Below are 21,123 nucleotides of genomic sequence, written 5' to 3'. Positions count from 1 at the left end.
GTGCGTGAGCATGGACATCGAACTCGGCCGCGCCAAGCGCGCTCGCCGCGCGTACACGTTCGACGACATCGCGGTCGTGCCGTCGCGGCGCACCCGAAACCCGGAGGACGTCTCCACGACGTGGACGATCGACGCGTTCAGCTTCGACATCCCGGTGCTCGGCGCCCCCATGGACTCCGTCGTCAGCCCGCAGACCGCGATCATGCTCGGCCAGCTCGGCGGCCTCGGCGTCCTCGATCTCGAGGGCCTCTGGACCCGATATGACGACCCCGCCCCGCTCCTCGCCGAGATCGCCGGGCTCGAGAAGGCGGCCGCGACCCGCCGCATGCAGGAGCTGTACTCCGAGCCGATCAAGCCGGAGCTCGTGCGCGACCGCCTCGCAGAGATCCGTGCCGCGGGCGTCACCGTCGCGGGCGCGCTCACGCCGCAGCGCACCCAGGAGCTCTACGAGACCGTCGTCGCCGCCGGCGTCGACCTCTTCGTGATCCGCGGCACCACGGTGTCGGCCGAGCACGTCTCGTCGGTCGATCAGCCGCTGAACCTCAAGAAGTTCATCTACGACCTCGACGTCCCCGTGATCGTCGGCGGCGCCGCCACCTACACCGCCGCCCTGCACCTCATGCGCACCGGTGCGGCGGGCGTGCTCGTCGGATTCGGCGGGGGCGCGGCATCCACCACTCGTGCGACCCTCGGTCTGCACGCGCCGATGGCGACCGCTGTCGCCGACGTCGCCGGCGCGCGCCGCGACTACCTCGACGAGTCAGGCGGCCGGTACGTGCACGTCATCGCCGACGGCGGCGTCGGAACCTCGGGTGACATCGTCAAGGCGCTCGCGATGGGCGCTGACGCCGTCATGCTGGGCGTTGCGCTGGCGCGGGCGACGGATGCCCCGGGCAGGGGCTTCCACTGGGGGCCCGAGGCGCACCACGCCAGGCTGCCGCGCGGCCGCCGCGTGAAGGTCGACCAGGTCGCCTCGCTCGAGGAGATCCTGTACGGCCCCGCGCCCGTCGCCGACGGCACCGCGAACCTCATCGGGGCGTTGCGCAAGTCGATGGCCACGACCGGCTACTCCGACCTCAAGGAGTTCCAGCGGGTCGAGGTCGTCGTCGCGCCCTACAGCGCCGGATGACCGAGCCCGCCCCCGGATCGTCGGACGAGCGCGCCGAGACGGAGAGCACCGAAGCCGACGCCGCGCCCGGCGACTCGCTCCCCGCGCGAGCGCGGGCCGCGGCATCCGTTCCCGATGTCTTCCCACCGACCCTGCGCGAAGTCATGCTGCGTCCGCAGTGGATCGGGATGCTGCTGCTCTGCCTCGTCGTCGCGGGCGTGTTCGCGTGGCTCGGCCAGTGGCAGCTGAGCCGCGCGATCGACACCGACCCTCCGCCCGCCGGCGCGACCGAGGTGGTCCGCCCGATCTCCGAGGTCGCTGAGCCGGGCGACTACCTCCCCGAGCCGCTCGTCGGCCAGCGTGTGAGCGTCGACGGGTTCTGGATGCCGGGGAACTTCCTCATCGTGTCGTCGCGCTTCAACGACGACGTCGAGGGCTACTGGGTCACCGGGCAGCTGCGGCTCGCGGGAACCGACGAGCCGACCTCGCTCGCGGTGGCGCTCGGCTGGGCGCCCACGCTGGACGAGGCGCAAGACGCCATCCGCATACTCGATGCGGTCACCTCGTCCCCCGTCAAGACGCCCGAGACGGTGACCGGGCGCCTCATCTCGGACGAGGGTCCCGTGCCGCCGCCCGCCGACGCCGACCCGCAGACGATGACCCGGATGTCGCCGGCCGCGCTGCTCGGGCAGTGGACCGACGTCGAGGGCGTGGACGTGTACCGCCCGTACCTGGCGTCCGAGAAGGCGCCCGCGCCGCTCGTCGACATCGCGTCGCCTGCGCCGGACGAGTCGTCGAACGTCAACTGGCTCAACATCTTCTACGCGGTGGAGTGGGCGATCTTCGCGGGCTTCGCGTTCTACCTCTGGTACCGCCTCGCGAAGGACGCGTGGGAGAAGGAGCTCGAGGACTTCGAGGACGACCAGGACGAAGCGGATGCCTCGTCCGGCGCCGCAATGCCGGACGGCGCCGCGGAATCACGCGGGTAGACTGGGTCCATGCCCCGCCCCCCGAAGCTCGCTACCTTTCCGGCGATCCGCGGAGCCCTGAAGTTCTACCAGATCTGCTCGATCATCACCGGCACGATGCTGCTGCTCCTGGTCGGCGAGATGGTCATGAAGTACGCGTTCGGCCTCGAGCTCTTCCTCGGCGGATCCGGCGGCTTCCTCTGGTGGGCGCCCGTGGTCGAAGGCCCCGAGGGGTCGGAGTCGACCGGCGACGGGTTCAACCTGTCGCTCGGCATCCTCGTCGCCCATGGCTGGTTCTACGTCGTCTACCTCATCTCCTGCTTCCGCGTGTGGAGTCTGATGCGCTGGAACCTCCTGCGCCTGGCCATGCTCGCGGCCGGCGGCATCGTGCCCCTGCTCTCCTTCTTCATGGAGGCGCGCGTCGCACGCGAGGTCAAGCAGTACCTCACCGAGCGCGAACAGGCCGAGCTGCACTCCGGCGCCGAGCACTCGACCCTCACCCACGCGATCCCCACGGAGAACCAGCGTTGACCGAGCAGACTGAAACCTCCCAGCGTCCCGTCCTGGTCGTCGACTTCGGGGCGCAGTACGCCCAGCTCATCGCGCGCCGCGTGCGCGAGGCGGGCGTGTACAGCGAGATCGTGCCGCACACGGCGTCGGCCGACGAGATCGCGGCGAAGAACCCGGTGGGCATCATCCTGTCGGGCGGCCCCTCGTCGGTGTACGAAGACGGCGCCCCGTCGCTCGACTCGGGCGTCTTCGACCTCGGCGTTCCCACGCTCGGCATCTGCTACGGCTTCCAGGTCATGGCCCGGGCGCTCGGCGGCGAGGTGGCCAACACCGGTCTGCGCGAGTACGGAGCGACGGATGCCGCGGTCACCGGCGACGGGGGCGTGCTGCTGGGCGGCCAGCCCGTCGACCAGAACGTGTGGATGAGCCACGGCGACCAGGTGTCGCGCGCACCCGAGGGCTTCGACGTGCTCGCCTCGACATCGGCCACGCCGGTCGCGGCGTTCGGCAGCGACGAGAAGCGCCTCTACGGCGTGCAGTGGCACCCCGAGGTGAAGCACTCCGACCACGGCCAGCAGGTCATCGAGAACTTCCTGCACAAGGCAGCGGGTCTGCCCGCGGACTGGAACAGCGGCAACGTCATCTCCGAGCAGGTCGAGCGCATCCGGGCGCAGATCGGCTCGGGCCGCGTCATCTCCGCGCTGTCGGGCGGCGTCGACTCCGCGGTCTCCACCGCCCTCGTGCACAAGGCCGTCGGCGACCAGCTGACCGCGATCTTCGTCGATCACGGGCTGCTGCGGAAGGGCGAGCGCGAGCAGGTCGAGAACGATTACGTCGCCTCGACCGGCGTGCGCCTCATCACGATCGACGCGCGCGAGCAGTTCCTCGACGCCCTCGCGGGCGTCAGCGACCCCGAGCAGAAGCGCAAGATCATCGGCCGCGAGTTCATCCGCTCCTTCGAGGCCGCGGAGCGCGCGCTCGTGGCTGAGGCTGCGGCCGACGGTGAGCCGATCCGCTTCCTCGTGCAGGGCACACTGTACCCCGACGTCGTCGAGTCCGGCGGCGGCACCGGCACCGCGAACATCAAGTCCCACCACAACGTCGGCGGGCTCCCTGAAGACCTGCAGTTCGAGCTCGTCGAGCCCCTGCGCACCCTGTTCAAAGACGAGGTGCGCGCGATCGGCCGCGAGCTCGGCCTGCCCGAGGCGATCATCGCGCGCCAGCCCTTTCCGGGCCCCGGCCTCGGCATCCGGATCGTGGGTGAGGTCACCGCTGACCGGCTCGAGATTCTGCGTGACGCGGACGCCATCGCCCGCGAGGAGCTGACGAAGGCCGGCCTCGACGGCGAGATCTGGCAGTGCCCGGTCGTACTGCTGGCCGACGTGCGCTCGGTGGGCGTGCAGGGCGACGGCCGCACCTACGGCCACCCGATCGTGCTGCGCCCGGTGTCGAGCGAAGACGCCATGACGGCTGACTGGACGCGTCTGCCGTACGACGTCCTCTCGAAGATCTCGAACCGCATCACCAACGAGGTGCGCGAGGTGAACCGCGTGGTGCTCGACGTGACGTCGAAGCCCCCGGGGACCATCGAGTGGGAGTGACCGGCGCCGCCGGGCTGCCCGACGCGGACTACCTGCTGCTCGGCAGCCGGATCGCGCTCGGGCTCGACGGCGGATTCGCCGTGGCGGTGCCGCGGCGTCTGCGGCTGCTCGCGTCCGCCGGCGCGGTCGACCCGCTGATGCTGAGCGTCGACGCGGCCGCCCCTGACGTGCACGCCGCGCAGCGACAGGCGTTCGTCGCCGCCGGCCTGCTCGAGACGGCGGCCTCGGCGCGCAACCTCTTCGACGACCTCGTCGCCGACCCGTCGTGGCTGTGGCCCTACGCCCAACCCGCGGAGGGGGCGGTTCCGGAGGGCGAGCGTCGTGAGGTGACGGATGCCGCGGGCCGCACCGTGCTGTCGCTCCCGGTGCTCGACGACCCGCTGTGGCACCTGGCCGACGCGCCGATCGTCGTGCCGACTCCGGAGGGCGACCGCTGGCTCCGCGGGTTCCGCGCGCTCTACATCGCATGGATCACCCACCTCGCGGACCAGCGACGCGCGGCCGCAGGCGCCCCGGACCGTCTGCTCGTGGTGATCTGCGAATCGCGGCAGATCGGCGAGACGCTCATCGACTGGGACGACCCGCACGTGCGCATCGTGCACACGGTGCACAACTCGCACCTTCCCGCGCCGTACGACGACCCGGACGCCCCGGTCACCGGGCTGTGGGAGCGGTGGATCGAAACCCTCGACCGCTACGACGCCGTGGTCTGGCCGACCCGGGCGCAACGCGACGAGATCGCCGCGCGCTTCGGCGACCCCGGCACCTTCCACGTCGTGCCGAACACCATCGACCTCGGCGAGGAGCCGCCGGATGCGGCATCCCGCGACCATCGCCGCGTCGTGATGATGAACCGCCTCGCCGACCAGAAGCGGGTCGACCTGGCGATCCGTGCGTGGGTGCGCGTGGCCGCGGCCGTGCCCGACGCGCGGCTCGACATCTACGGCGACGGACCGCTCCGCGAGGAGCTGCGCAGCCTGGTGGACGAGCTCGGGCTCGGCGAGTCGGTGCAGGTGCACGGCGCGACCGACGACCCCGACCGGGAGTTCGACCGCGCGGCGCTGTTCCTGGTGTCGACGGCGTTCGAGGGCCAGGGGCTCGCGATCGCCGAGGCGCTCGCGCGTGGAGTGCCCGTCGTGTCGTTCGACGCCCGATACGGGCCGCGGGAGGCGGTCGGTGACGCCGGTGTGCTCGTCGCACCCGGCGACCTCGACGGACTCGCCGACGCCGTGATCGCACTGCTGCGCGATGACGCTCGCCGCGCCGAACTGGCCGCGCACGCGCGTTCGGTCGCCGGCGGCTTCACCCCCGACGCCGTGCGCCCTGCGCTGGTGGCAGCCGTGCGCGCGGCCGCGGCGGCGCCGTCCCGCCGCGCGCGCTGACCGCGCGTATCGTCTCCCCGCGCGCTCTCGACGGTTCGTCTCGTCTCCGCTCGTGCGCTCGACGGCGCTCTGGTCACCCCGCGTGCGCTCGATGTCTTTCCGCGCTCGCGCCGCCTGTGCTCACCTGTCACGACACGCCGCCCAGCCCGGCCATTCGTGACAGGGGAACCCGTGCCACCGCCGCGCCCGAGGACGGGAAAGGGCCCCGGATCGCTCCGGGGCCCTCTCGCGTTATGGAATCGACTCAGCCGATGCGCGTGAAGTTGTTGTCCGCGCCGTACTGGAAGACGCCGACCGTGGCCTCGGTCGGGTCGCCGTTCTCATCGAACGTGATCGGGCCCGAGAAGCCGTCGTAGTCGGCCACGCCGCCACCGAGGATGATCTCGGCGCAGTCGGCGTAGTTGTCGCACTTCTCGCCCTCACCGGAACCGCCCGAGACCTCCTGGAGCTTCCCGGCGATGTCGGCCGGGTCCGTGGAGTTCGCAGCGAGCGACGCGAGCGCGAGCAGGACGACAGCGTCGTACGACTCGTTGGCGTACGAGAAGTCGGTCAGCTCGCTGTTGCCCTCACCCGTCCACCACTCGTTGAGGCGCTCCTGGAAGGTGGTGTCAGCCTCGATCGGGCCGGCGGGCGTGGTGCCCTTCGCGCCCTCCATGCTGATGTCGGCCGGCCACTTGGCGTCGGCACCGAAGTTCTTCAGGTTGCCGTCGACGAGGTACAGCTGGTCGGCGGGGTAACCCGCGGACAGCAGCGCCGGGCCGATCGTGAAGATCTCGTCGAACGTGATCAGCACGATGGCGTCGGGGTTCGAGGCCATCAGCGCGCTGATCTGCGCGTCGAACGAGGTGTCACCGGTGTTGTAGGACTGCTCCTCGACGATCGTGCCGCCGGCGCCGGTGAAGGTCTCCTGGAAGACCTCGTTGAGGCCGGTGCCGTACGAGTCGTTCAGGTACAGGACGGCGACGTTCTCGTGGCCGTCCTCGGCCACGACGTTGCCGAGGACCTCGCCCTGGAGGGTGTCGGACGGAGCCGTGCGCCAGTACAGGCCGTCGTCGTCCCACGAGGTGAAATCGAGCGACGTGTTGGCCGGCGAGAAGACGATCATGCCCGAGGCGACGGCGTCGTCGAGGAAGAGCTTCGTCACGCCCGACGACGCGGCGCCGATCGCGGCGGAGACACCCTCGGAGATCAGGGTCTGGATGGTGGTCGCGTACGCCTTGTTGTCGGTGTCGCCGGAGTCACCCCAGACGATGTCGTCGATCGTGAGGCCCGTGTCGCCCGACGCTTCGTTGACGTCTGCGGCGGCGAGACCGACACCGGCCTCCTCGGGCGGGCCGAGGAACGACAGGTTGCCCGTCTGGGGCAGGATCGTGCCGATCTTGAGGGTGAGGTCGCGCTCCTCGGTGGGAGGGGCGCTGGTCTCTCCTCCTCCGGTTCCGCCACCGGCGCAGCCGGCGAGGACGAGGGCGCTGGCGCCGGCGAGCGCAACAACGCCTGCGAGGGCGGACTTGCGCGAGCGGGTGAAGACGCTCATGTTGCTCCTTGCTGTGGATGAACGACGGGAAGGCTCGGGGGCCGACCCAGTGTCCCTAACCTAACCATCCGGAGCGCTCCGCAATGTTGCCATTCGTTAACGATGTGTAACGCATCGTGGACGGCGGGGGCCGTGCAATATGTGAGCGAAAACCCTCGGACGGCGCGGGAATACCCCACACCGGTATAAGCTGGATCGAGTTGTACCCCTCTGGGGTATTTCATCCCTTCAGCGAAAGGCATTCCACGATGACTCAGACGACCGCGTACACCGTGACCGGCATGACCTGCGGCCACTGCGAGTCCGCCGTGCGCACCGAGGTGTCGAAGATCGCCGGCGTCGAGACGGTCGCCGTCGACGCCGCATCGGGCAGCCTCGTGATCGGCTCCACCGCCCCGCTGTCCGACGTCGACGTGCTCGCCGCCGTCGACGAGGCCGGCTACGAGGCGGCGCGCGCCTGATGACCTCCGCGGCGCTGCCCCCGGCGGGTGCGCGCATCGAGCTCGAGATCGGCGGGATGACCTGCGCGTCCTGCGCCTCCCGCATCGAGAAGCGACTGAACCGGCTCGAGGGGGTCGAGGCATCCGTCAACTACGCGACGGAGAAGGCCACGGTGAGCGGCCCCGCCACACTCGACCCGCAGACCCTCATCGAAGAGGTCGAGAAGACGGGCTACACCGCTGTGCTCCCCGTCCCGCCGGCCCCGGATGAGGGCGGCCGAGATCACGACCTGCCCGACACCGAGCTGCTGAGCCTGCGCCAGCGGCTCATCGGGTCGATCGTGCTCGCCGTGCCTGTGATCCTGCTCTCGATGATCCCCGCCCTCCAGTTCACGTACTGGCAGTGGGCATCGCTCGCGCTGGCGGCGCCCGTGGTCGTCTGGGGCGCCTGGCCGTTCCACCGTGCGGCGTGGATCAACCTCCGGCACGGCGCCGCGACGATGGACACCCTCATCTCACTGGGCGTGTCGGCCGCGTTCCTGTGGTCGCTGTACGCGCTGTTCTTCGGTCATGCCGGCATGCCCGGCATGACCCACGCGTTCGAGTGGACCGTCCAGCCGGGCGACGGTGCGGGTGACATCTACCTGGAGGTCGCCGCGGGCGTCACCATGTTCGTGCTCGCCGGGCGGTACTTCGAGGTGCGCTCGAAGCGGCGCGCCGGCGCCGCCCTGCGCGCCCTGCTCGAGATCGGCGCGAAGGATGTCGCGGTGCTCCGCCGACGCGCCGACGGCACCGTCTTGGAAGCCCGCATCCCGATCGCCGACCTTCGCGTCGGCGACGAGTTCCTCGTGCGCCCGGGCGAGAAGATCGCGACCGACGGCGTCATCGTGTCGGGGACGTCCGCCGTCGACGCGTCGATGGTCACGGGCGAGTCCGTGCCGGTCGAGGTCGGCCCCGACGACGCAGTGGTCGGCGCGACTGTGAACGTCGGCGGACGCCTGGTCGTCCGTGCGACACGCGTCGGCGACGACACCCAGCTCGCGCAGATGGCGCGACTGGTCGAGCAGGCGCAGTCGGGCAAGGCCGAGGTGCAGCGCCTCGCCGATCGCATCTCTGGGATCTTCGTGCCGATCGTGCTGCTGATCGCGATCGCGACGCTCGTCACCTGGCTGGCACTCGGCTACGACGCCGCCATGGCGTTCACGGCGGCCGTGGCGGTGCTGATCATCGCGTGCCCCTGCGCGCTCGGCCTCGCCACCCCCACCGCCCTGCTCGTCGGCACCGGACGCGGCGCCCAGCTCGGCATCCTCATCAAGGGTCCCGAGGTGCTCGAGTCGACCCGCACCGTCGACACCGTCGTGCTCGACAAGACCGGAACCGTCACGAAGGGTCGGATGGCGCTCGTCGACGTGGCCGTGGCGGAGGGCGTGGGCCGCGCCGAGGTCCTTCGGGTGGCCGGAGCCCTCGAGGATGCCTCCGAGCATCCGATCGCGCAGGCCATCGCCCGCGGCGCGCGTGCCGAGGCGGGCGACCTCCCCGCCGTCAAGTCGTTCCAGAGCGTACCCGGCAAGGGCGTGACGGGTGTCGTCGACGGGCGCGCGGTCATCGTCGGACGCGAGTCTCTGCTCGCCGACTGGGCGCTGGAGCTGCCGGCTGAGCTGGGGGCTGCGAAGCGCGCGGCGGAGGCGGCCGGACGCACCGCGGTGCTCGTCGCCTGGGATGCCGAGGTGCACGGCGTGCTCGTCGTGGCCGACGAGGTGAAGCCGACCAGCCGGGAAGCCGTCACGCAGCTGCGTGCGCTCGGACTGCGTACCGTGCTGCTCACGGGAGACAACGCCGCCGTCGCCCGCTCGGTCGCCGACGAGGTCGGCATCGACCAGGTGATCGCCGAGGTGCTGCCGCACGACAAGGTGACCGTCGTCGCGCAGCTGCAGGGCGAGGGGCGCGTCGTCGCGATGGTGGGCGACGGCGTGAACGACGCCGCCGCACTCGCGCAGGCCGACCTCGGGTTGGCCATGGGCACGGGGACGGATGCCGCGATCGAGGCGTCCGACCTCACCCTCGTGCGCGGCGACCTGCGCAGCGCCGCCGACGCGATCCGCCTGTCACGCGCAACGCTCGGCACGATCAAGGTCAACCTGTTCTGGGCGTTCGCCTACAACGTGGCCGCGATCCCGCTGGCCGCGCTCGGACTCCTCAACCCGATGATCGCCGGCGGGGCGATGGCACTGTCCAGCGTCTTCGTCGTCGGCAACAGCCTGCGGCTGCGGTCGTTCCGCAGTCGAGCGAGTGCCGCCGCGGCATCCGCTCCCCTCGACTCCACCCGACCCGCCCCGCATCCGGAGGTGCACCGTGAACACCACGCCTGACACGATCGAGACCGTCGCCGACCCCGACCACGCGCACCACGGCTACATCACCGACAAGGACAAGTACCTCAACCGTCTGCGTCGCATCGAGGGCCAGGCCCGCGGCATCCACAAGATGGTCGAGGATGAGAAGTACTGCATCGACATCCTCACGCAGATCAGCGCCCTGACGAGCGCGCTCGAGGCGGTCGCCGTCGGCCTGCTCGACGACCACCTCCGTCACTGCGTGGTGGACGCAGCCCGGCTGGGCGGCGCTGAGGCCGACGCCAAGATCACCGAGGCCACCCAGGCGATCGCGCGCCTGGTCCGCTGAGCCTCACCGGCTCGCCACGATGAGACCGGGCGGTCAGCGCGCTGCGCGCACGCGGCGTGCGTAGAGCACGGAGTCGACCGTCAGGATGATCAGCGCAAGCCAGACGAGCCCGAAGCCGATCCAGCGCTCGAGCGGCATGGGCTCGCCGAGCACGAGCCAGCCCGAGAGGAACTGCAGCACCGGCGCGAGGAACTGCAGCAGGCCGATCGTGGTGAGCGAGACGCGCCGGGCGCCCGCTGCGAACAGCAGCAGCGGCACGGCGGTGACGACGCCGGTGAGGCTGAGGAGCACGGCGTGCTCCCAGCCGTACGCGCCCATGGTGAGTCCGCCGGTGACGCCGACGATCGCGAGGATCACTGCGGCGATCGGCGTGAGCCACATCGTCTCGAGGGTGAGCCCGCTCACCGCGTCGACGGACGGGCCGACCTTCTTCTTCACGAGCCCGTAGGTGCCGAAGGATGCGGCGAGCACGAGAGCGATCCACGGGAAGGACCCGTAGCCCAGCACGATGACCAGCACGGCCCCCGCCGCGATGCCGATCGCCACCCACTGGGTGGGCCGCAGTCGCTCCCGCAGCACCAGCACCGCCAGCAGGACCGTGGCGATCGGGTTGATGAAGTAGCCCAGGCTGGTCTCGATCACGTGCCCGGTCAGGGCGCCGTAGATGAACACCTGCCAGTTGACGTAGATCAGGGCGCCGGCCAGCGCCGTCAGTCCGAGCAGCCGGGGCTGCCGCATGATGGCCACGAGGCGGGGCCACGTGCGGGTGACCGTGAGCAGCAGCGCGCAGAAGACGAGCGAGAGCAGGATGCGCCAGGCGACGAGCTCCCACGGCCCGGTGGGCGCGAGCAGCAGGAAGTACAGGGGCAGGAAGCCCCACAGCGCGTACGCGCCCAGGGCGTACGCGCCGCCGAGCGTGCGTTCCCGAGCAGCGGCGGCGGCGATGCCGTGGCTGCCGGTCGTGACGCCGAGGTCGAGCGCAGTCGAGTCGTCGAGCGGTTCCGCCACGTCGCGACCGGACGGGGAGGACGACTCGTGGCTCATCGATTCAGCCTATGCCCGCACTCATCGCGCCCGGTCCGCTGTGCGGGTCGGGCGCCGACGCCGGCCTGCCGACCTCCGGCGGATTCCTGCCACCGGCCGCCGCTACACGGACAAGACGAGAGGGCCGGATGCCGAAGCATCCGACCCTCTCGTCTATGCGATGTACGCGATGTCAGCGGACGACGACAGCCAGGACGTCGCGAGCAGACAGGACGAGGAACTCGTCGGCGCCGAACTTGACCTCGGTTCCGCCGTACTTGCTGTAGAGCACGCGGTCGCCGACGGCGACGTCGAGCGGAACACGGTTGCCGTTGTCGTCGATGCGGCCGGGGCCGACGGCGACGACTTCGCCCTCCTGCGGCTTCTCCTTGGCAGTGTCGGGGATGACGAGGCCACTCGCGGTGGTCTGCTCGGCCTCGACCTGCTTGATGACGATGCGGTCCTCGAGCGGCTTGATGGAAACCGACACGGTCTACCTCTTCTTTCCTTGAGACTGAAGACTCGTTAGCACTCTGATGGTGAGAGTGCTTACTCCAAGTCTAGGGATGCGCTGGCACTCACGCAACGTGAGTGCCAGCGACGTGACGATCCATGGCGGAGACATAGGCTTGCCCGGTGGACATGGCCGAGCTGACCGCGCTGCTGACCCCGGAGGGACTCCGACTGCTCGATGCGCTCCCGGCCGTCGAATCGGCCGACGACGTCGCGCGGACGGTCACCCGGCTGCGCAAGGAGGGGCACTCCCCCGACCTCGTCTCAGCAGTCGTGACGCAGTCGCGCCTGCGAGCCCGGGCTGCGGCCAAATTCGGTGCGTTCGCCGAGCGGATGCTGCTCACGCGCGCCGGACTCGAGCAGGCAACACGACTGCCGATCGCGGCGCGGCATGCCGGACGTTACCGTGCGGCCGGCTTCAGCCGCGTCGCCGACCTCGGCTGCGGCATCGGTGGCGACGCCCTAGGTCTCGCCGGACTCGGCCTCGCCGTGACGGCCGTCGATGCCGACGAGGTCACCGCCGCGATCGCCGCTTACAACCTCGCGCCGTTCGGCGACGCCGTCACCGTGACGCACGGCACCGCGGAAGAGGCGGACCTCGCAGACGTCGACGCCGTCTGGCTCGATCCGGCACGCCGCACCGGCGGGCACTCCGAGACGCAGCGCACGCGTCCCGAGGACTGGTCGCCGTCGCTGGACTGGGCGTTCGATCTCGCGACGCGCCTCCCCACCGGCATCAAGCTGGGCCCGGGTCTCGATCGCGACCTCATCCCCGACGACGTCGAAGCGCAGTGGATCAGCGCCGACGGCTCCACGGTCGAGCTCGTGCTGTGGTCGCGCGGCCTCGCCCGGGACGGCGTGCGACGGGCGGCCCTGGTGCTGCGGGGCGACGAGGCGCACGAGCTCACCAGCGCCGCCGACGCGCCCGACGAGCCGGCTCGCGAGCTCGGCGCGTTCCTGCACGAACCTGACGGAGCGGTCATCCGGGCGCGGCTCATCGGCGACGTGGCGCGATCGCTCGAGGCCGGCATGCTCGACGAGCACATCGCCTATCTGACATCGGATGCCGCGGTCACGAGCCCGTTCGTGTCGACCTTCCGGGTCGACGAGGCGATGCCCGCGAAGACTCCGACCATCAACGCGGCGCTGCGCGACCGAGCCATCGGCCGCCTCGAGATCAAGAAGCGGGGTGTCGACATCGACCCCGCCCAATTCCGGAAGAAGCTCACACTGCGCGGCGACGGCGAGGCGACGCTCTTCCTCACCCGCATCGGCAGCCGGCGGCTCGCGATCCTCGCCGACCGTGTCAGCCGATGATCGACGCCTGCGCGGCCGCGTAGAACAGCCACCCGGCGCTGTAGAGGATCGACACGACACCGAGCACGAGCGCCCAGATCGCGACCGGGCGACTCTCGAGCGGCCGGCGCAGCGCCAGAATGGCCGTGACCACCCCGACGAGGCCGATCGGGAAGCCCCAGCCGACGAAGAGCGATACCACGAGCCCCGCGATGGATGAGGCGAGCGCCCAGCCTGCGAAGCCGCGGTGCGGGGGGTCCGTCGGCGGCATCAGCCACTGAGCCGCCGGCTCTTCCGTGCCGGGCTCGGGCGGCGCCGACTGCGACGTCACATCGACCGGCGCGGTCGGCAGGCGCAGGAAGCCGCCGCGGTGCGCGCCGGGGAGAGGGGATGCTTCGTCCGCGAGCGACACGTCGGGCGAGGGCGGCTCGACCGCGGGCTGCGGAGCCGGCGGCGCGGGTGGCACCTGCGGCGCGGGGGGGACCGGCTTCGCACGCGGGGCCGGCTCGGCCCGCGGCACGGGCGGCACCTGCTCCGCCCGCCGAGAGGCCTCGGCGCCCGCCGCGGGTTCGCCGGGTGGCGGCATCCGCTCGTCGTCCCTCACGCGACCGCCTCCGCGACCTGGATCTCGGTGACCGGCAGGGTCGAATCGGCGCCGAACTCGAGGGTCGACGGCGGGCGGCCCGACATCACGAGCTCCGACGCGAGGGCGGCGATCATCGCTCCGTTGTCGGTGCACAGCGACAGCGGCGGGATGCGCACGGTGACCCCCTCCGCGGCCGCACGCTCGAGCGCGACGTCGCGCAGGCGGCGGTTGGCGATGACGCCCCCGCCGAGCAGCAGTCGCGGCACCCCGTAGTCGCGGCAGGCGGCAAGCGCCTTCGTCACGAGCACGTCGACGACGGCCTCGCGGAAGCTCGCGGCGACGTCGGGGACCGGAATCGGCTCGCCGGCCGCCTCGCGCTGCTCGACCCAGCGCGCGACAGCGGTCTTGAGCCCCGAGAACGAGAAGTCGTAGCGGTGCGAGGCCATGTCGCCCGGGCGCGAGAGCCCGCGGGGGAAGCGGATCGCGTCGGGATCACCGGTCACCGCGGCCCGGTCGATCTCGGGGCCGCCGGGGTAGGGCAGTCCGAGCAGGCGCGCGACCTTGTCGAACGCCTCGCCCGCGGCATCGTCGACGGTCTCGCCGAGCAGCACGACGTCGCTGGTGAGGTCGCGCACGAGCAGCAGTGACGTGTGGCCCCCCGACACGAGGAGCGCGACCGTCGGGTACTCGAGCGGCGGGGCGTCAGGATCGAGGATGTCGGCGGCGATGTGCCCGACCAGGTGGTTCACGGCGTACAACGGGCGGTCGAGCGAGACGGCGAGCGCCTTGGCGGCGCCCACGCCGACCATGAGCGCGCCCGCGAGGCCGGGTCCGGACGTGACGGCGACGGCGTCGATGTCGGCCAGCGCGACGCGGGACTCGGCGAGGGCCGCATGGATCGCCGGCTCGAGAGCCTCGAGGTGCGCGCGGGCGGCGACCTCGGGCACGACGCCGCCGTAGCGGGCGTGCTCGTCCATCGAGCTGGCGATCGTGTTCGACAGCAGCGTGCGCCCGCGCACGATGCCGATCCCGGTCTCGTCGCAGCTCGTCTCGATGCCGAGGATCAGCGGCTCGGACCGGTTCACGTGCACACTCCCGCATCGTCGGCGGACGCGGCATCCCGCGCGGCCCACCCGCGCAGGTCGAGCTTCATGACGACGGCGTCCACGTCGTCGGGCTGGTAGTAGCGCGGGCGGCGACCGATCTCGAGGAAGCCCTCCGAGACGTAGAGCGCCTGCGCCACCGGGTTGTCGGCGCGCACCTCGAGGAACACATCGTGCACGCGGCGGTCGGCGGCCTCGGCGAGAAGCGCGCGCAGGAGCGTGCGGCCGCGGCCTCGGCCCCGCGCGGACTCCGCGATGGTGATGGTCTGCACGTCGGCGTCCTGCGCACCGCGCACGGCGCGCAGGCCCGCGTAGCCCACCAGTCGCCCTGCTTCTTCGTCGACGATGTACCAGCCGTGCGGAGAGGCGATCTCCTCGCGCATCATCGCGTCCGACCAGGCATCGGTCGGGAAGGACGCCCGCTCGAGCGCCATGATCGCCTCGACGTCGGCCGGCCCGGCCGCACGCAGCGTCATGTGCCGACCCGCTTCCGCGCGGCGGGCGGGGTCACGTCGGGTGAGCGCAGGTACAGCGCGTCGGACGAGGCGATCACGCGGCCGGCCGCAAGGGCGCGCGCCGCGCACAGCGCGAGGAGCGCACCGGGCACCCGGTCGGCGTCACGCCGGACGACGCCGTCGCGGGCGAGCGCGGCGTCGAGGTCGTCGCGCGGCGCGAGCGCGGGCTCGGCGATGCGCACGGGCAGCCCGTCGTCGTCGAGGCCGCGATAGACCGAGTAGGCGAACTCCCGCCGGCGGGCATCGGTCACGACGGCGAACGGCAGGCCGTCGCGGTCGAGGCCGCCGGTGAGGGCGTCGTGCAGCAGCAGCTCGATGGCGACGGCATCATGGCTCACGACCGGCACGACCGGGATGCCGCGCCCGAGGGCGAACGCCCGCGCTGCGGCGATGCCCACGCGAAGCCCGGTGAACGGCCCCGGGCCCATGCCGGCGGCGACATGCGTGATGTCGCCGGCGGTGAGCGATGCCTCGGCCAGCGCCCGCTCGATGAGCGAGCCGATCACCTCGGCGTGGCCGCGAGGGTCGACGCTCTCGACCTGAGACCGGACGACGCCGTCGTGCTCGACGACCGCGACGGCCGTGCCGAGAGACGTGTCGATGCCGAGGATCACCCTTCCCAGGGTAGTCGCCGCCTCGCGCGGCCCGGCGACCGCCCGATCCTCAGGGCCGGCGGCTGATCGTCACGGCGCGCGGCGTGTCGGCGTCGAGGTCTTCGGCCACGCGCGGCGACGTGCCGCATGCGGTGTCGATGCCGCGACCGTGCCACTCGCGGTCGAGCTCGATCTCCCACCACGTGTCGCGGAGCCCTTCGACCATGCCGCGGCCCCACTCGACGATGACCGCCGACCGGTCGAAGTCGATGTCGAGGTCGTCGAGCTCGGCGGGCGATCCGAGCCGGTAGGCGTCCACGTGCACGAGCGGCGTTCCGCCCACGAGCGACGGGTGCGTGCGCGCGAGCACGAATGTCGGACTCTGCACCGGCCCGCGCACCTCCAGCCCGCGGGCGATGCCGCGCGTCAGCGTCGTCTTGCCGGCGCCGAGCGGACCGGTGAGCACGACGAGGTCGCCGGGGCGCAGCATCCGTCCGATCTGCTCGCCCAGCTGCTCCATCGCGTCGGGTGAGACGACCTCGCGGCTGCCGAGGAGGGTGTCGAGCCCGGTGAGCGTCTGTTCCACGTCGGGGTCAACGCCCGCGGCGCCGTCGGCGTTCCCGTTCACGCCGAGACCTGACGTCGCGGAACGCGCGGCCCGATGCGCGTGACGACCTCGTAGTTGATCGTGCCGGCGGCCGTCGCCCAGTCGTCGGCGGCAGGCGCCCCGAGGGTCGGGTCGCCGAAGAGCACGACCTCGTCGCCGACCGCCACGGGGTGGTCGCCGACGTCGACGACGAACTGGTCCATCGCGATGCGCCCGGCGACCTCGAACCGGCGGCCGCCGATGACGACGGGGCCGGCTCCGGATGCCTGGCGCGGCACGCCGTCGGCGTAGCCGAGCGGCACGAGCGCGAGCGTCGTGTCGCGCTCCGCGCGGAACGCGTAGCCGTACGACACGCCCTTGCCGGCGGGCACGCGCCGCACGGCGGCGACGGCTCCGCGCAGCGTCATGGCGGGACGCAGTCCGAGGTCGGCGGAACTGCGGTCCGCGAAGGGGGAGAGCCCGTAGATGCCGATGCCGATGCGCACGCAGCCGAGCCGCGTCTCCGGCAGCTCGATCGCCGCGTGCGTCGCGGCCAGGTGGCGCAGCGGCGGAGCGAGCCCGAGCGACGCCGCCAGGGCGACGCCGTCCTCGAAGGCCCGCAGTGCTGCCCGGTCGTCGTCGGCTGAGGTGTTGGACAGGTGGCTGAACAGTGCGATGACGCGCAGCTTGCCGATCCGCTCGAGCCTCGCGGCCTCGGCGAACACGATGCGCTGGTCCTCCGGCGCGATGCCGTTGCGGGAGAGCCCGGTCTCGAGTTTGAGGTGCACGCCGACGGGGCGGTCGGCGGATGCCGCGCCCGCGGCGGCCAGCAGCTGGTCGAAGCTCGAGATGCCGAGCTCGATGCCGAGCGACGCGGCCTCGGCGAACGACGTGCCCGGGGCGTGCAGCCACGCGACGATCGGGGCGTCGATGCCCGCACGCCGCAGCGCGATCGCCTCGGTGATGTCGGCCACACCGAGGCGGGTCGCCCCGCCGGCGAGCGCGGCGACCGCCGACCGCACCGCGCCGTGACCGTACCCGTCGGCTTTGACGACCGCGATGACCTCGGATCCGGTCAGCCGGCGCAGATGGCGCACGTTGTCCTCGATGGCGCCCACGTCGATGGAGGCCTCGCGCATGACGCCTGCCGGGAGCCTGGTCATCGCGCCCCCGGCCCGTCCCCGCCGCGCTGCCCGTCCTCGCCGCGCTCTCCGTCCTCGCGCACATCGCGGACGGGCTGTCTCGCGGAAGAGGCCGAACGGACGGCGGGCGAAGGAGGAGCGGATGCCTCCGCCACCACGTAAGCGGTGGCGAAGCCGGCGTCGTGCGACATCGACAGGTGCAGGGTGGTGATGCCGCGGTCGGCGACGGCATCGGCCGTCGTGCCGCTGAGCGTGAACCACGGGCGGCCGGATGCCTCGGGCGTGATCTCGATCTCGGTCCAGTGCACGCCGTCCGACCCGCCGAGCGCCTTGATGAGCGCCTCTTTCGCGGCGTAGCGCGCGGCGAGCGAACGCGGCTTGAGCTCGCGCTCCTTGACGGAGAACAGCCGCTCCAGGAGCCGCGGCGTCCGCTCGAGCGTCCGCTCGAAGCGGGCGATGTCGACCAGGTCCACGCCGATCCCGACGATCACGTACCTCTCCCGTCACGCCGCGGTCGCGGCATCCGTCACCCTATCGCGGTGTGTGCGGACGCCTCGCGACCGCGCTCACTCGACCGTGACCGACTTCGCGAGGTTGCGGGGCTGGTCGACGTCGAGGCCCTTCGCGGTCGCCAGGCCCATCGCGAAGATGTGCAGCGGGACGACGGCGAGGAGGGGCTCGAAGAACGGACCGGCGAGCGGGATGCGCAGCACCTCGTCCGCCTTGGGCAGCACCGCGGCGTCGCCTTCCTCGGCGATCGCGATCACGCGGGCGCCGCGCGCACGGATCTCCTCGATCGACGAGATCACCTTCTTGTGCATCTCGGCCGACCTGCGGGGCGAGGGCACGATGACGAACACGGGCTGACCGGGCTCGATGAGCGCGATCGGACCGTGCTTGAGCTCGCCCGCGGCGAAGCCCTCGGCGTGGATGTACGCGAGCTCCTTGAGCTTGAGGGCACCCTCGAGAGCGATCGGGTACCCGACGTGACGGCCGAGGAACAGCACCGAACGAGTGTCGGCCATCCAGTGCGCGAACTGCTCGATGCGAGGCTGCTCGCGCTCGAGGATCTGCGTGATCTTGCCGGGGATCGCCTCGAGCTCGGCGACGTGGGCCGCAGCCTGGTCGGCCGGGACGACACCGCGGACGCGGCCGATGTGCAGACCCATCAGGTAGAGCGCGGTGACCTGCGCGACGAACGCCTTCGTCGAGGCGACGGCGACCTCCGGGCCGGCGTGCGTGTAGACGATCGCGTCGGACTCGCGCGGGATCGTGGCGCCCTGCGTGTTGCAGATCGACAGCGTCTTCGCGCCGTGCTCGCGCGCGTACTTGACGGCCATGAGCGTGTCCATGGTCTCGCCGGACTGGCTGATCGACACGACGAGCGTGTCGGGTCCGATCACGGGGTCGCGGTAGCGGAACTCGTGGGCGAGCTCGACGTCGACGGGAATGCGCGTCCACTGCTCGATGGCGTACTTGCCGACCTGGCCGGCGTAGGCGGCGGTGCCGCACGCGATGACGATGATGCGCGAGATGCCGGTGAACAGGTCGTCGAGGCCGTCGAGTTCGGGGATGACGACCTCACCGTCACGGATGCGGCCGCGCAGCGTGTTGGCGACGGCCTCGGGCTCTTCCGAGACCTCCTTGGCCATGAACGACGACCAGCCGCCCTTCTCGGCGGCAGACGCATCCCACGTCACCTCGAAGGGCTCGACCTCGACCGGGTTCCCGTCGAAGTCTGTGACCGTGACGGCCTCGGGGGTGATGGCCACGATCTGGTCCTGGCCGATCGCGAGGGCGTTGCGGGTGTGCTCGACGAACGCGGCGACATCGGAGCCGAGGAAGTTCTCGCCTTCGCCCAGACCGATCACGAGCGGCGAGTTGCGGCGCGCGCCGACCACGAGGCCGGGCTGGTCCTCGTGCATCGCGAGGAGCGTGAAGGCACCCTCGAGACGCGAGACGGTGGCCCGGAACGCGGTGATGAGGTCGCCGCTGCGCTGATACTCACGGCCGAGGAGCACTGCGGCGACTTCAGTGTCGGTCTCGCTGCGGAAGGTGAACCCGTCGGCGAGCAGTTCGTCCTTGAGCTCGGAGAAGTTCTCGATGATGCCGTTGTGGATCACCGCGAGCTTGTCGTCGTCGGCGAGGTGCGGATGCGCGTTGCCGTCGGTGGGTCCGCCGTGGGTCGCCCAGCGGGTGTGGCCGATGCCGGTCGTGCCGTCGGCGAGGGGGTGCGCGCTGAGGTCGTCGCGCAGCACCTGGAGCTTGCCGGCGCGCTTGCGCATGCCGAGACCGCCGTCGCCGTCGATGACGGCGATGCCGGCCGAGTCATAGCCGCGGTACTCGAGGCGCGACAGCCCGGAGATCAGGACGGCCTGGCTCTGCCGCGGGCCCACGTATCCGACGATTCCACACATGCGTCCAATGGTAGGCGGAGGGTTATGCGAGGAGCCTGAACGAAAGGGTCAGAGCTTGCGCAGCAGCACTCGCTCGACGGTGTGGTCGGCGGCTTTCTGCAGCACGAGGCTCGCACGCCCGCGCGTGGGCAGCACGTTCTCCATGAGGTTCGGCAGATTGATGTCGTTCCAGTACCCGAGCGCCGTCTGCACCGCTTCTTCGTCGCTCAGGTGCGAGAACACGTTGAAGAACGAGCTGGGATTGGAGAACGCGCCCGTCTTGAGGGCCATGAACCGCTCGACGTACCACTGGGCGATGTGCGCGGGATCGGCGTCGACGTAGACGGAGAAGTCGAACAGGTCGCTCACCGCGACGTCGTGCGGGCCGGGCGGCGGCTGCAGCACGTTGAGCCCCTCGACGATCACGACGTCGGGGCGGCGCACCGTGACGTGGGCGTCGGGGACGATGTCGTACCGCATGTGCGAGTAGAACGGCGCCCTCACCTCGGGCGCTCCGCTCTTGACCTCGGTGAGGAACGAGACCAGGGCACGGCGGTCGTAGGACTCCGGAAAGCCCTTGCGTGCCATGATGCCGCGGCGCTCGAGCTCGGCGTTGGGGTAGAGGAACCCGTCGGTGGTGACGAGCTCCACTCGGGGCGTGTCGGGCCAGCGGCTCATCAGCTCGCGCAGCAGACGCGCGATGGTCGACTTCCCCACGGCGACGGAGCCCGCGACGGCGACGACGAACGGTGTGGTGGAGTCTTCGTCGTGGAGGAACGCGCTGGTCTCGGCGCCGAGCTGCTTGGTGGCCTTCGCGTAGAGCGAGAGCAGGCGCGAGAGTGGCAGGTAGACCTGCTGCACCTCGGCCATGTCGAGGCGGTCGCCGAGACCCCTGATCTGCACGATCTCGGTCTCGGAGAGCGGCTGGGCCATGCCCGCCGCGAGGCGCGCCCACTCGCCGCGGCCGATCTCACGGTAGAGGGACTGCGCCGGGGCGATGGTGGCTTCGTCTGCGGACATCCCGCTCATCGTAACGGGTGGACGGATGCCGCCACCGACCTGTGCGGGATGTGCAACAGCGGCGGGGGCGCCCCCCCCCCCGGACGGGGCCCCCCCCAGGACCGAGGGGAGCGCACGCCCAGGGG

At 71.4% G+C, this 21,123-nt stretch carries 20 protein-coding genes and 1 pseudogene; 9 read left to right on the top strand and 12 right to left on the bottom strand.

Features of this window, described 5'->3' with window-relative positions:
- The first annotated feature begins 10 nt into the window (after nucleotides 1–10).
- The 5 genes from MK786_RS13700 (at nucleotide 11) to MK786_RS13680 (ending at nucleotide 5,569) form a co-directional block, all read left to right on the top strand.
- On the top strand, nucleotides 11–1,129 hold the full coding sequence (locus tag MK786_RS13700) for a GuaB3 family IMP dehydrogenase-related protein (protein ID WP_241112801.1): 1,119 nt from the start codon (nucleotides 11–13) through the stop codon (nucleotides 1,127–1,129).
- Between the two features lie 143 nt (nucleotides 1,130–1,272).
- Nucleotides 1,273–2,097 carry an SURF1 family protein gene (locus tag MK786_RS13695; RefSeq protein WP_241112800.1) on the top strand — a complete coding sequence of 275 codons (825 nt, stop codon included), beginning with the start codon at nucleotides 1,273–1,275 and terminating at the stop codon, nucleotides 2,095–2,097.
- A 9-nt stretch (nucleotides 2,098–2,106) separates the two neighbouring features.
- Nucleotides 2,107–2,607, top strand: a complete 501-nt coding sequence (locus MK786_RS13690; RefSeq protein ID WP_241112791.1) for a DUF3817 domain-containing protein — start codon at nucleotides 2,107–2,109, stop codon at nucleotides 2,605–2,607.
- Nucleotides 2,604–4,187: a glutamine-hydrolyzing GMP synthase gene (gene guaA, locus MK786_RS13685; protein ID WP_241112790.1), complete on the top strand. Its 1,584-nt coding sequence runs from the start codon at nucleotides 2,604–2,606 to the stop codon at nucleotides 4,185–4,187. The genes MK786_RS13690 and guaA overlap by 4 nt, the downstream gene beginning before the upstream one ends.
- Nucleotides 4,184–5,569, top strand: a complete 1,386-nt coding sequence (locus MK786_RS13680; RefSeq protein WP_241112789.1) for a glycosyltransferase — start codon at nucleotides 4,184–4,186, stop codon at nucleotides 5,567–5,569. Before guaA ends, MK786_RS13680 begins: the two co-directional genes overlap by 4 nt.
- A gap of 244 nt (nucleotides 5,570–5,813) precedes the next feature.
- Here MK786_RS13680 and MK786_RS13675 read toward each other — a convergent pair whose 3' ends face one another.
- The gene (locus tag MK786_RS13675; RefSeq protein ID WP_241112788.1) at nucleotides 5,814–7,103 is read right to left on the bottom strand and encodes an ABC transporter substrate-binding protein; all 1,290 of its coding nucleotides are present in this window, start codon (nucleotides 7,101–7,103) and stop codon (nucleotides 5,814–5,816) included.
- A 248-nt stretch (nucleotides 7,104–7,351) separates the two neighbouring features.
- On the opposite strand from MK786_RS13675, the gene MK786_RS13670 reads away from it, so the two are divergent.
- The 3 genes from MK786_RS13670 to MK786_RS13660 are packed head-to-tail and all read left to right on the top strand — an operon-like array spanning nucleotide 7,352 to nucleotide 10,225.
- On the top strand, nucleotides 7,352–7,564 hold the full coding sequence (locus MK786_RS13670; protein ID WP_241112787.1) for a heavy-metal-associated domain-containing protein: 213 nt from the start codon (nucleotides 7,352–7,354) through the stop codon (nucleotides 7,562–7,564).
- On the top strand, nucleotides 7,564–9,912 hold the full coding sequence (locus tag MK786_RS13665; protein ID WP_241112786.1) for a cation-translocating P-type ATPase: 2,349 nt from the start codon (nucleotides 7,564–7,566) through the stop codon (nucleotides 9,910–9,912). The genes MK786_RS13670 and MK786_RS13665 overlap by 1 nt, the downstream gene beginning before the upstream one ends.
- Nucleotides 9,896–10,225, top strand: coding sequence for a metal-sensitive transcriptional regulator (locus MK786_RS13660; RefSeq protein ID WP_308220047.1), 330 nt, complete (start codon nucleotides 9,896–9,898; stop codon nucleotides 10,223–10,225). Before MK786_RS13665 ends, MK786_RS13660 begins: the two co-directional genes overlap by 17 nt.
- A gap of 33 nt (nucleotides 10,226–10,258) precedes the next feature.
- Here MK786_RS13660 and rarD read toward each other — a convergent pair whose 3' ends face one another.
- Both rarD and groES read right to left on the bottom strand, forming a co-directional pair.
- Nucleotides 10,259–11,269 (bottom strand): EamA family transporter RarD, encoded by a 1,011-nt coding sequence (gene rarD, locus MK786_RS13655; RefSeq protein ID WP_241112785.1) that lies wholly within the window; start codon nucleotides 11,267–11,269, stop codon nucleotides 10,259–10,261.
- A 172-nt stretch (nucleotides 11,270–11,441) separates the two neighbouring features.
- The gene (groES, locus tag MK786_RS13650) at nucleotides 11,442–11,738 is read right to left on the bottom strand and encodes a co-chaperone GroES (protein WP_017203655.1); all 297 of its coding nucleotides are present in this window, start codon (nucleotides 11,736–11,738) and stop codon (nucleotides 11,442–11,444) included.
- A 146-nt stretch (nucleotides 11,739–11,884) separates the two neighbouring features.
- Between groES and MK786_RS13645 the strand changes: the two genes are divergently transcribed.
- On the top strand, nucleotides 11,885–13,078 hold the full coding sequence (locus tag MK786_RS13645) for an SAM-dependent methyltransferase (protein ID WP_241112784.1): 1,194 nt from the start codon (nucleotides 11,885–11,887) through the stop codon (nucleotides 13,076–13,078).
- Here MK786_RS13645 and MK786_RS13640 read toward each other — a convergent pair.
- The 9 genes and pseudogenes from MK786_RS13640 to coaA form a co-directional block, all read right to left on the bottom strand.
- The gene (locus tag MK786_RS13640; protein WP_241112783.1) at nucleotides 13,068–13,661 is read right to left on the bottom strand and encodes a DUF4190 domain-containing protein; all 594 of its coding nucleotides are present in this window, start codon (nucleotides 13,659–13,661) and stop codon (nucleotides 13,068–13,070) included. The genes MK786_RS13645 and MK786_RS13640 overlap by 11 nt on opposite strands.
- The gene (gene tsaD / locus MK786_RS13635; protein ID WP_241112782.1) at nucleotides 13,658–14,728 is read right to left on the bottom strand and encodes a tRNA (adenosine(37)-N6)-threonylcarbamoyltransferase complex transferase subunit TsaD; all 1,071 of its coding nucleotides are present in this window, start codon (nucleotides 14,726–14,728) and stop codon (nucleotides 13,658–13,660) included. The genes MK786_RS13640 and tsaD overlap by 4 nt, the downstream gene beginning before the upstream one ends.
- The gene (gene rimI / locus MK786_RS13630) at nucleotides 14,725–15,222 is read right to left on the bottom strand and encodes a ribosomal protein S18-alanine N-acetyltransferase (RefSeq protein ID WP_241112781.1); all 498 of its coding nucleotides are present in this window, start codon (nucleotides 15,220–15,222) and stop codon (nucleotides 14,725–14,727) included. The genes tsaD and rimI overlap by 4 nt, the downstream gene beginning before the upstream one ends.
- On the bottom strand, nucleotides 15,219–15,875 hold the full coding sequence (tsaB, locus tag MK786_RS13625; protein ID WP_241112780.1) for a tRNA (adenosine(37)-N6)-threonylcarbamoyltransferase complex dimerization subunit type 1 TsaB: 657 nt from the start codon (nucleotides 15,873–15,875) through the stop codon (nucleotides 15,219–15,221). The genes rimI and tsaB overlap by 4 nt, the downstream gene beginning before the upstream one ends.
- A gap of 49 nt (nucleotides 15,876–15,924) precedes the next feature.
- Entirely contained in the window at nucleotides 15,925–16,374 is a 450-nt protein-coding gene (gene tsaE / locus MK786_RS13620) for a tRNA (adenosine(37)-N6)-threonylcarbamoyltransferase complex ATPase subunit type 1 TsaE (protein WP_241112798.1), read from the bottom strand.
- A gap of 104 nt (nucleotides 16,375–16,478) precedes the next feature.
- Nucleotides 16,479–17,603, bottom strand: coding sequence for an alanine racemase (alr, locus tag MK786_RS13615; protein WP_241112779.1), 1,125 nt, complete (start codon nucleotides 17,601–17,603; stop codon nucleotides 16,479–16,481).
- A 119-nt stretch (nucleotides 17,604–17,722) separates the two neighbouring features.
- Nucleotides 17,723–18,073 (bottom strand): annotated as a pseudogene (locus MK786_RS13610) (holo-ACP synthase); the annotation flags it as partial.
- A gap of 75 nt (nucleotides 18,074–18,148) precedes the next feature.
- Nucleotides 18,149–19,999 (bottom strand): glutamine--fructose-6-phosphate transaminase (isomerizing), encoded by a 1,851-nt coding sequence (gene glmS / locus MK786_RS13605; RefSeq protein WP_241112778.1) that lies wholly within the window; start codon nucleotides 19,997–19,999, stop codon nucleotides 18,149–18,151.
- Between the two features lie 48 nt (nucleotides 20,000–20,047).
- On the bottom strand, nucleotides 20,048–20,998 hold the full coding sequence (gene coaA, locus MK786_RS13600; protein ID WP_241112777.1) for a type I pantothenate kinase: 951 nt from the start codon (nucleotides 20,996–20,998) through the stop codon (nucleotides 20,048–20,050).
- Nucleotides 20,999–21,123 lie beyond the last annotated feature (125 nt).

The organism is Microbacterium sp. CFH 31415 (assembly GCF_022538185.1).
In the GTDB taxonomy this organism is placed as follows: domain Bacteria; phylum Actinomycetota; class Actinomycetes; order Actinomycetales; family Microbacteriaceae; genus Microbacterium.
This window is presented reverse-complemented; position numbering and strand designations above follow the sequence as displayed.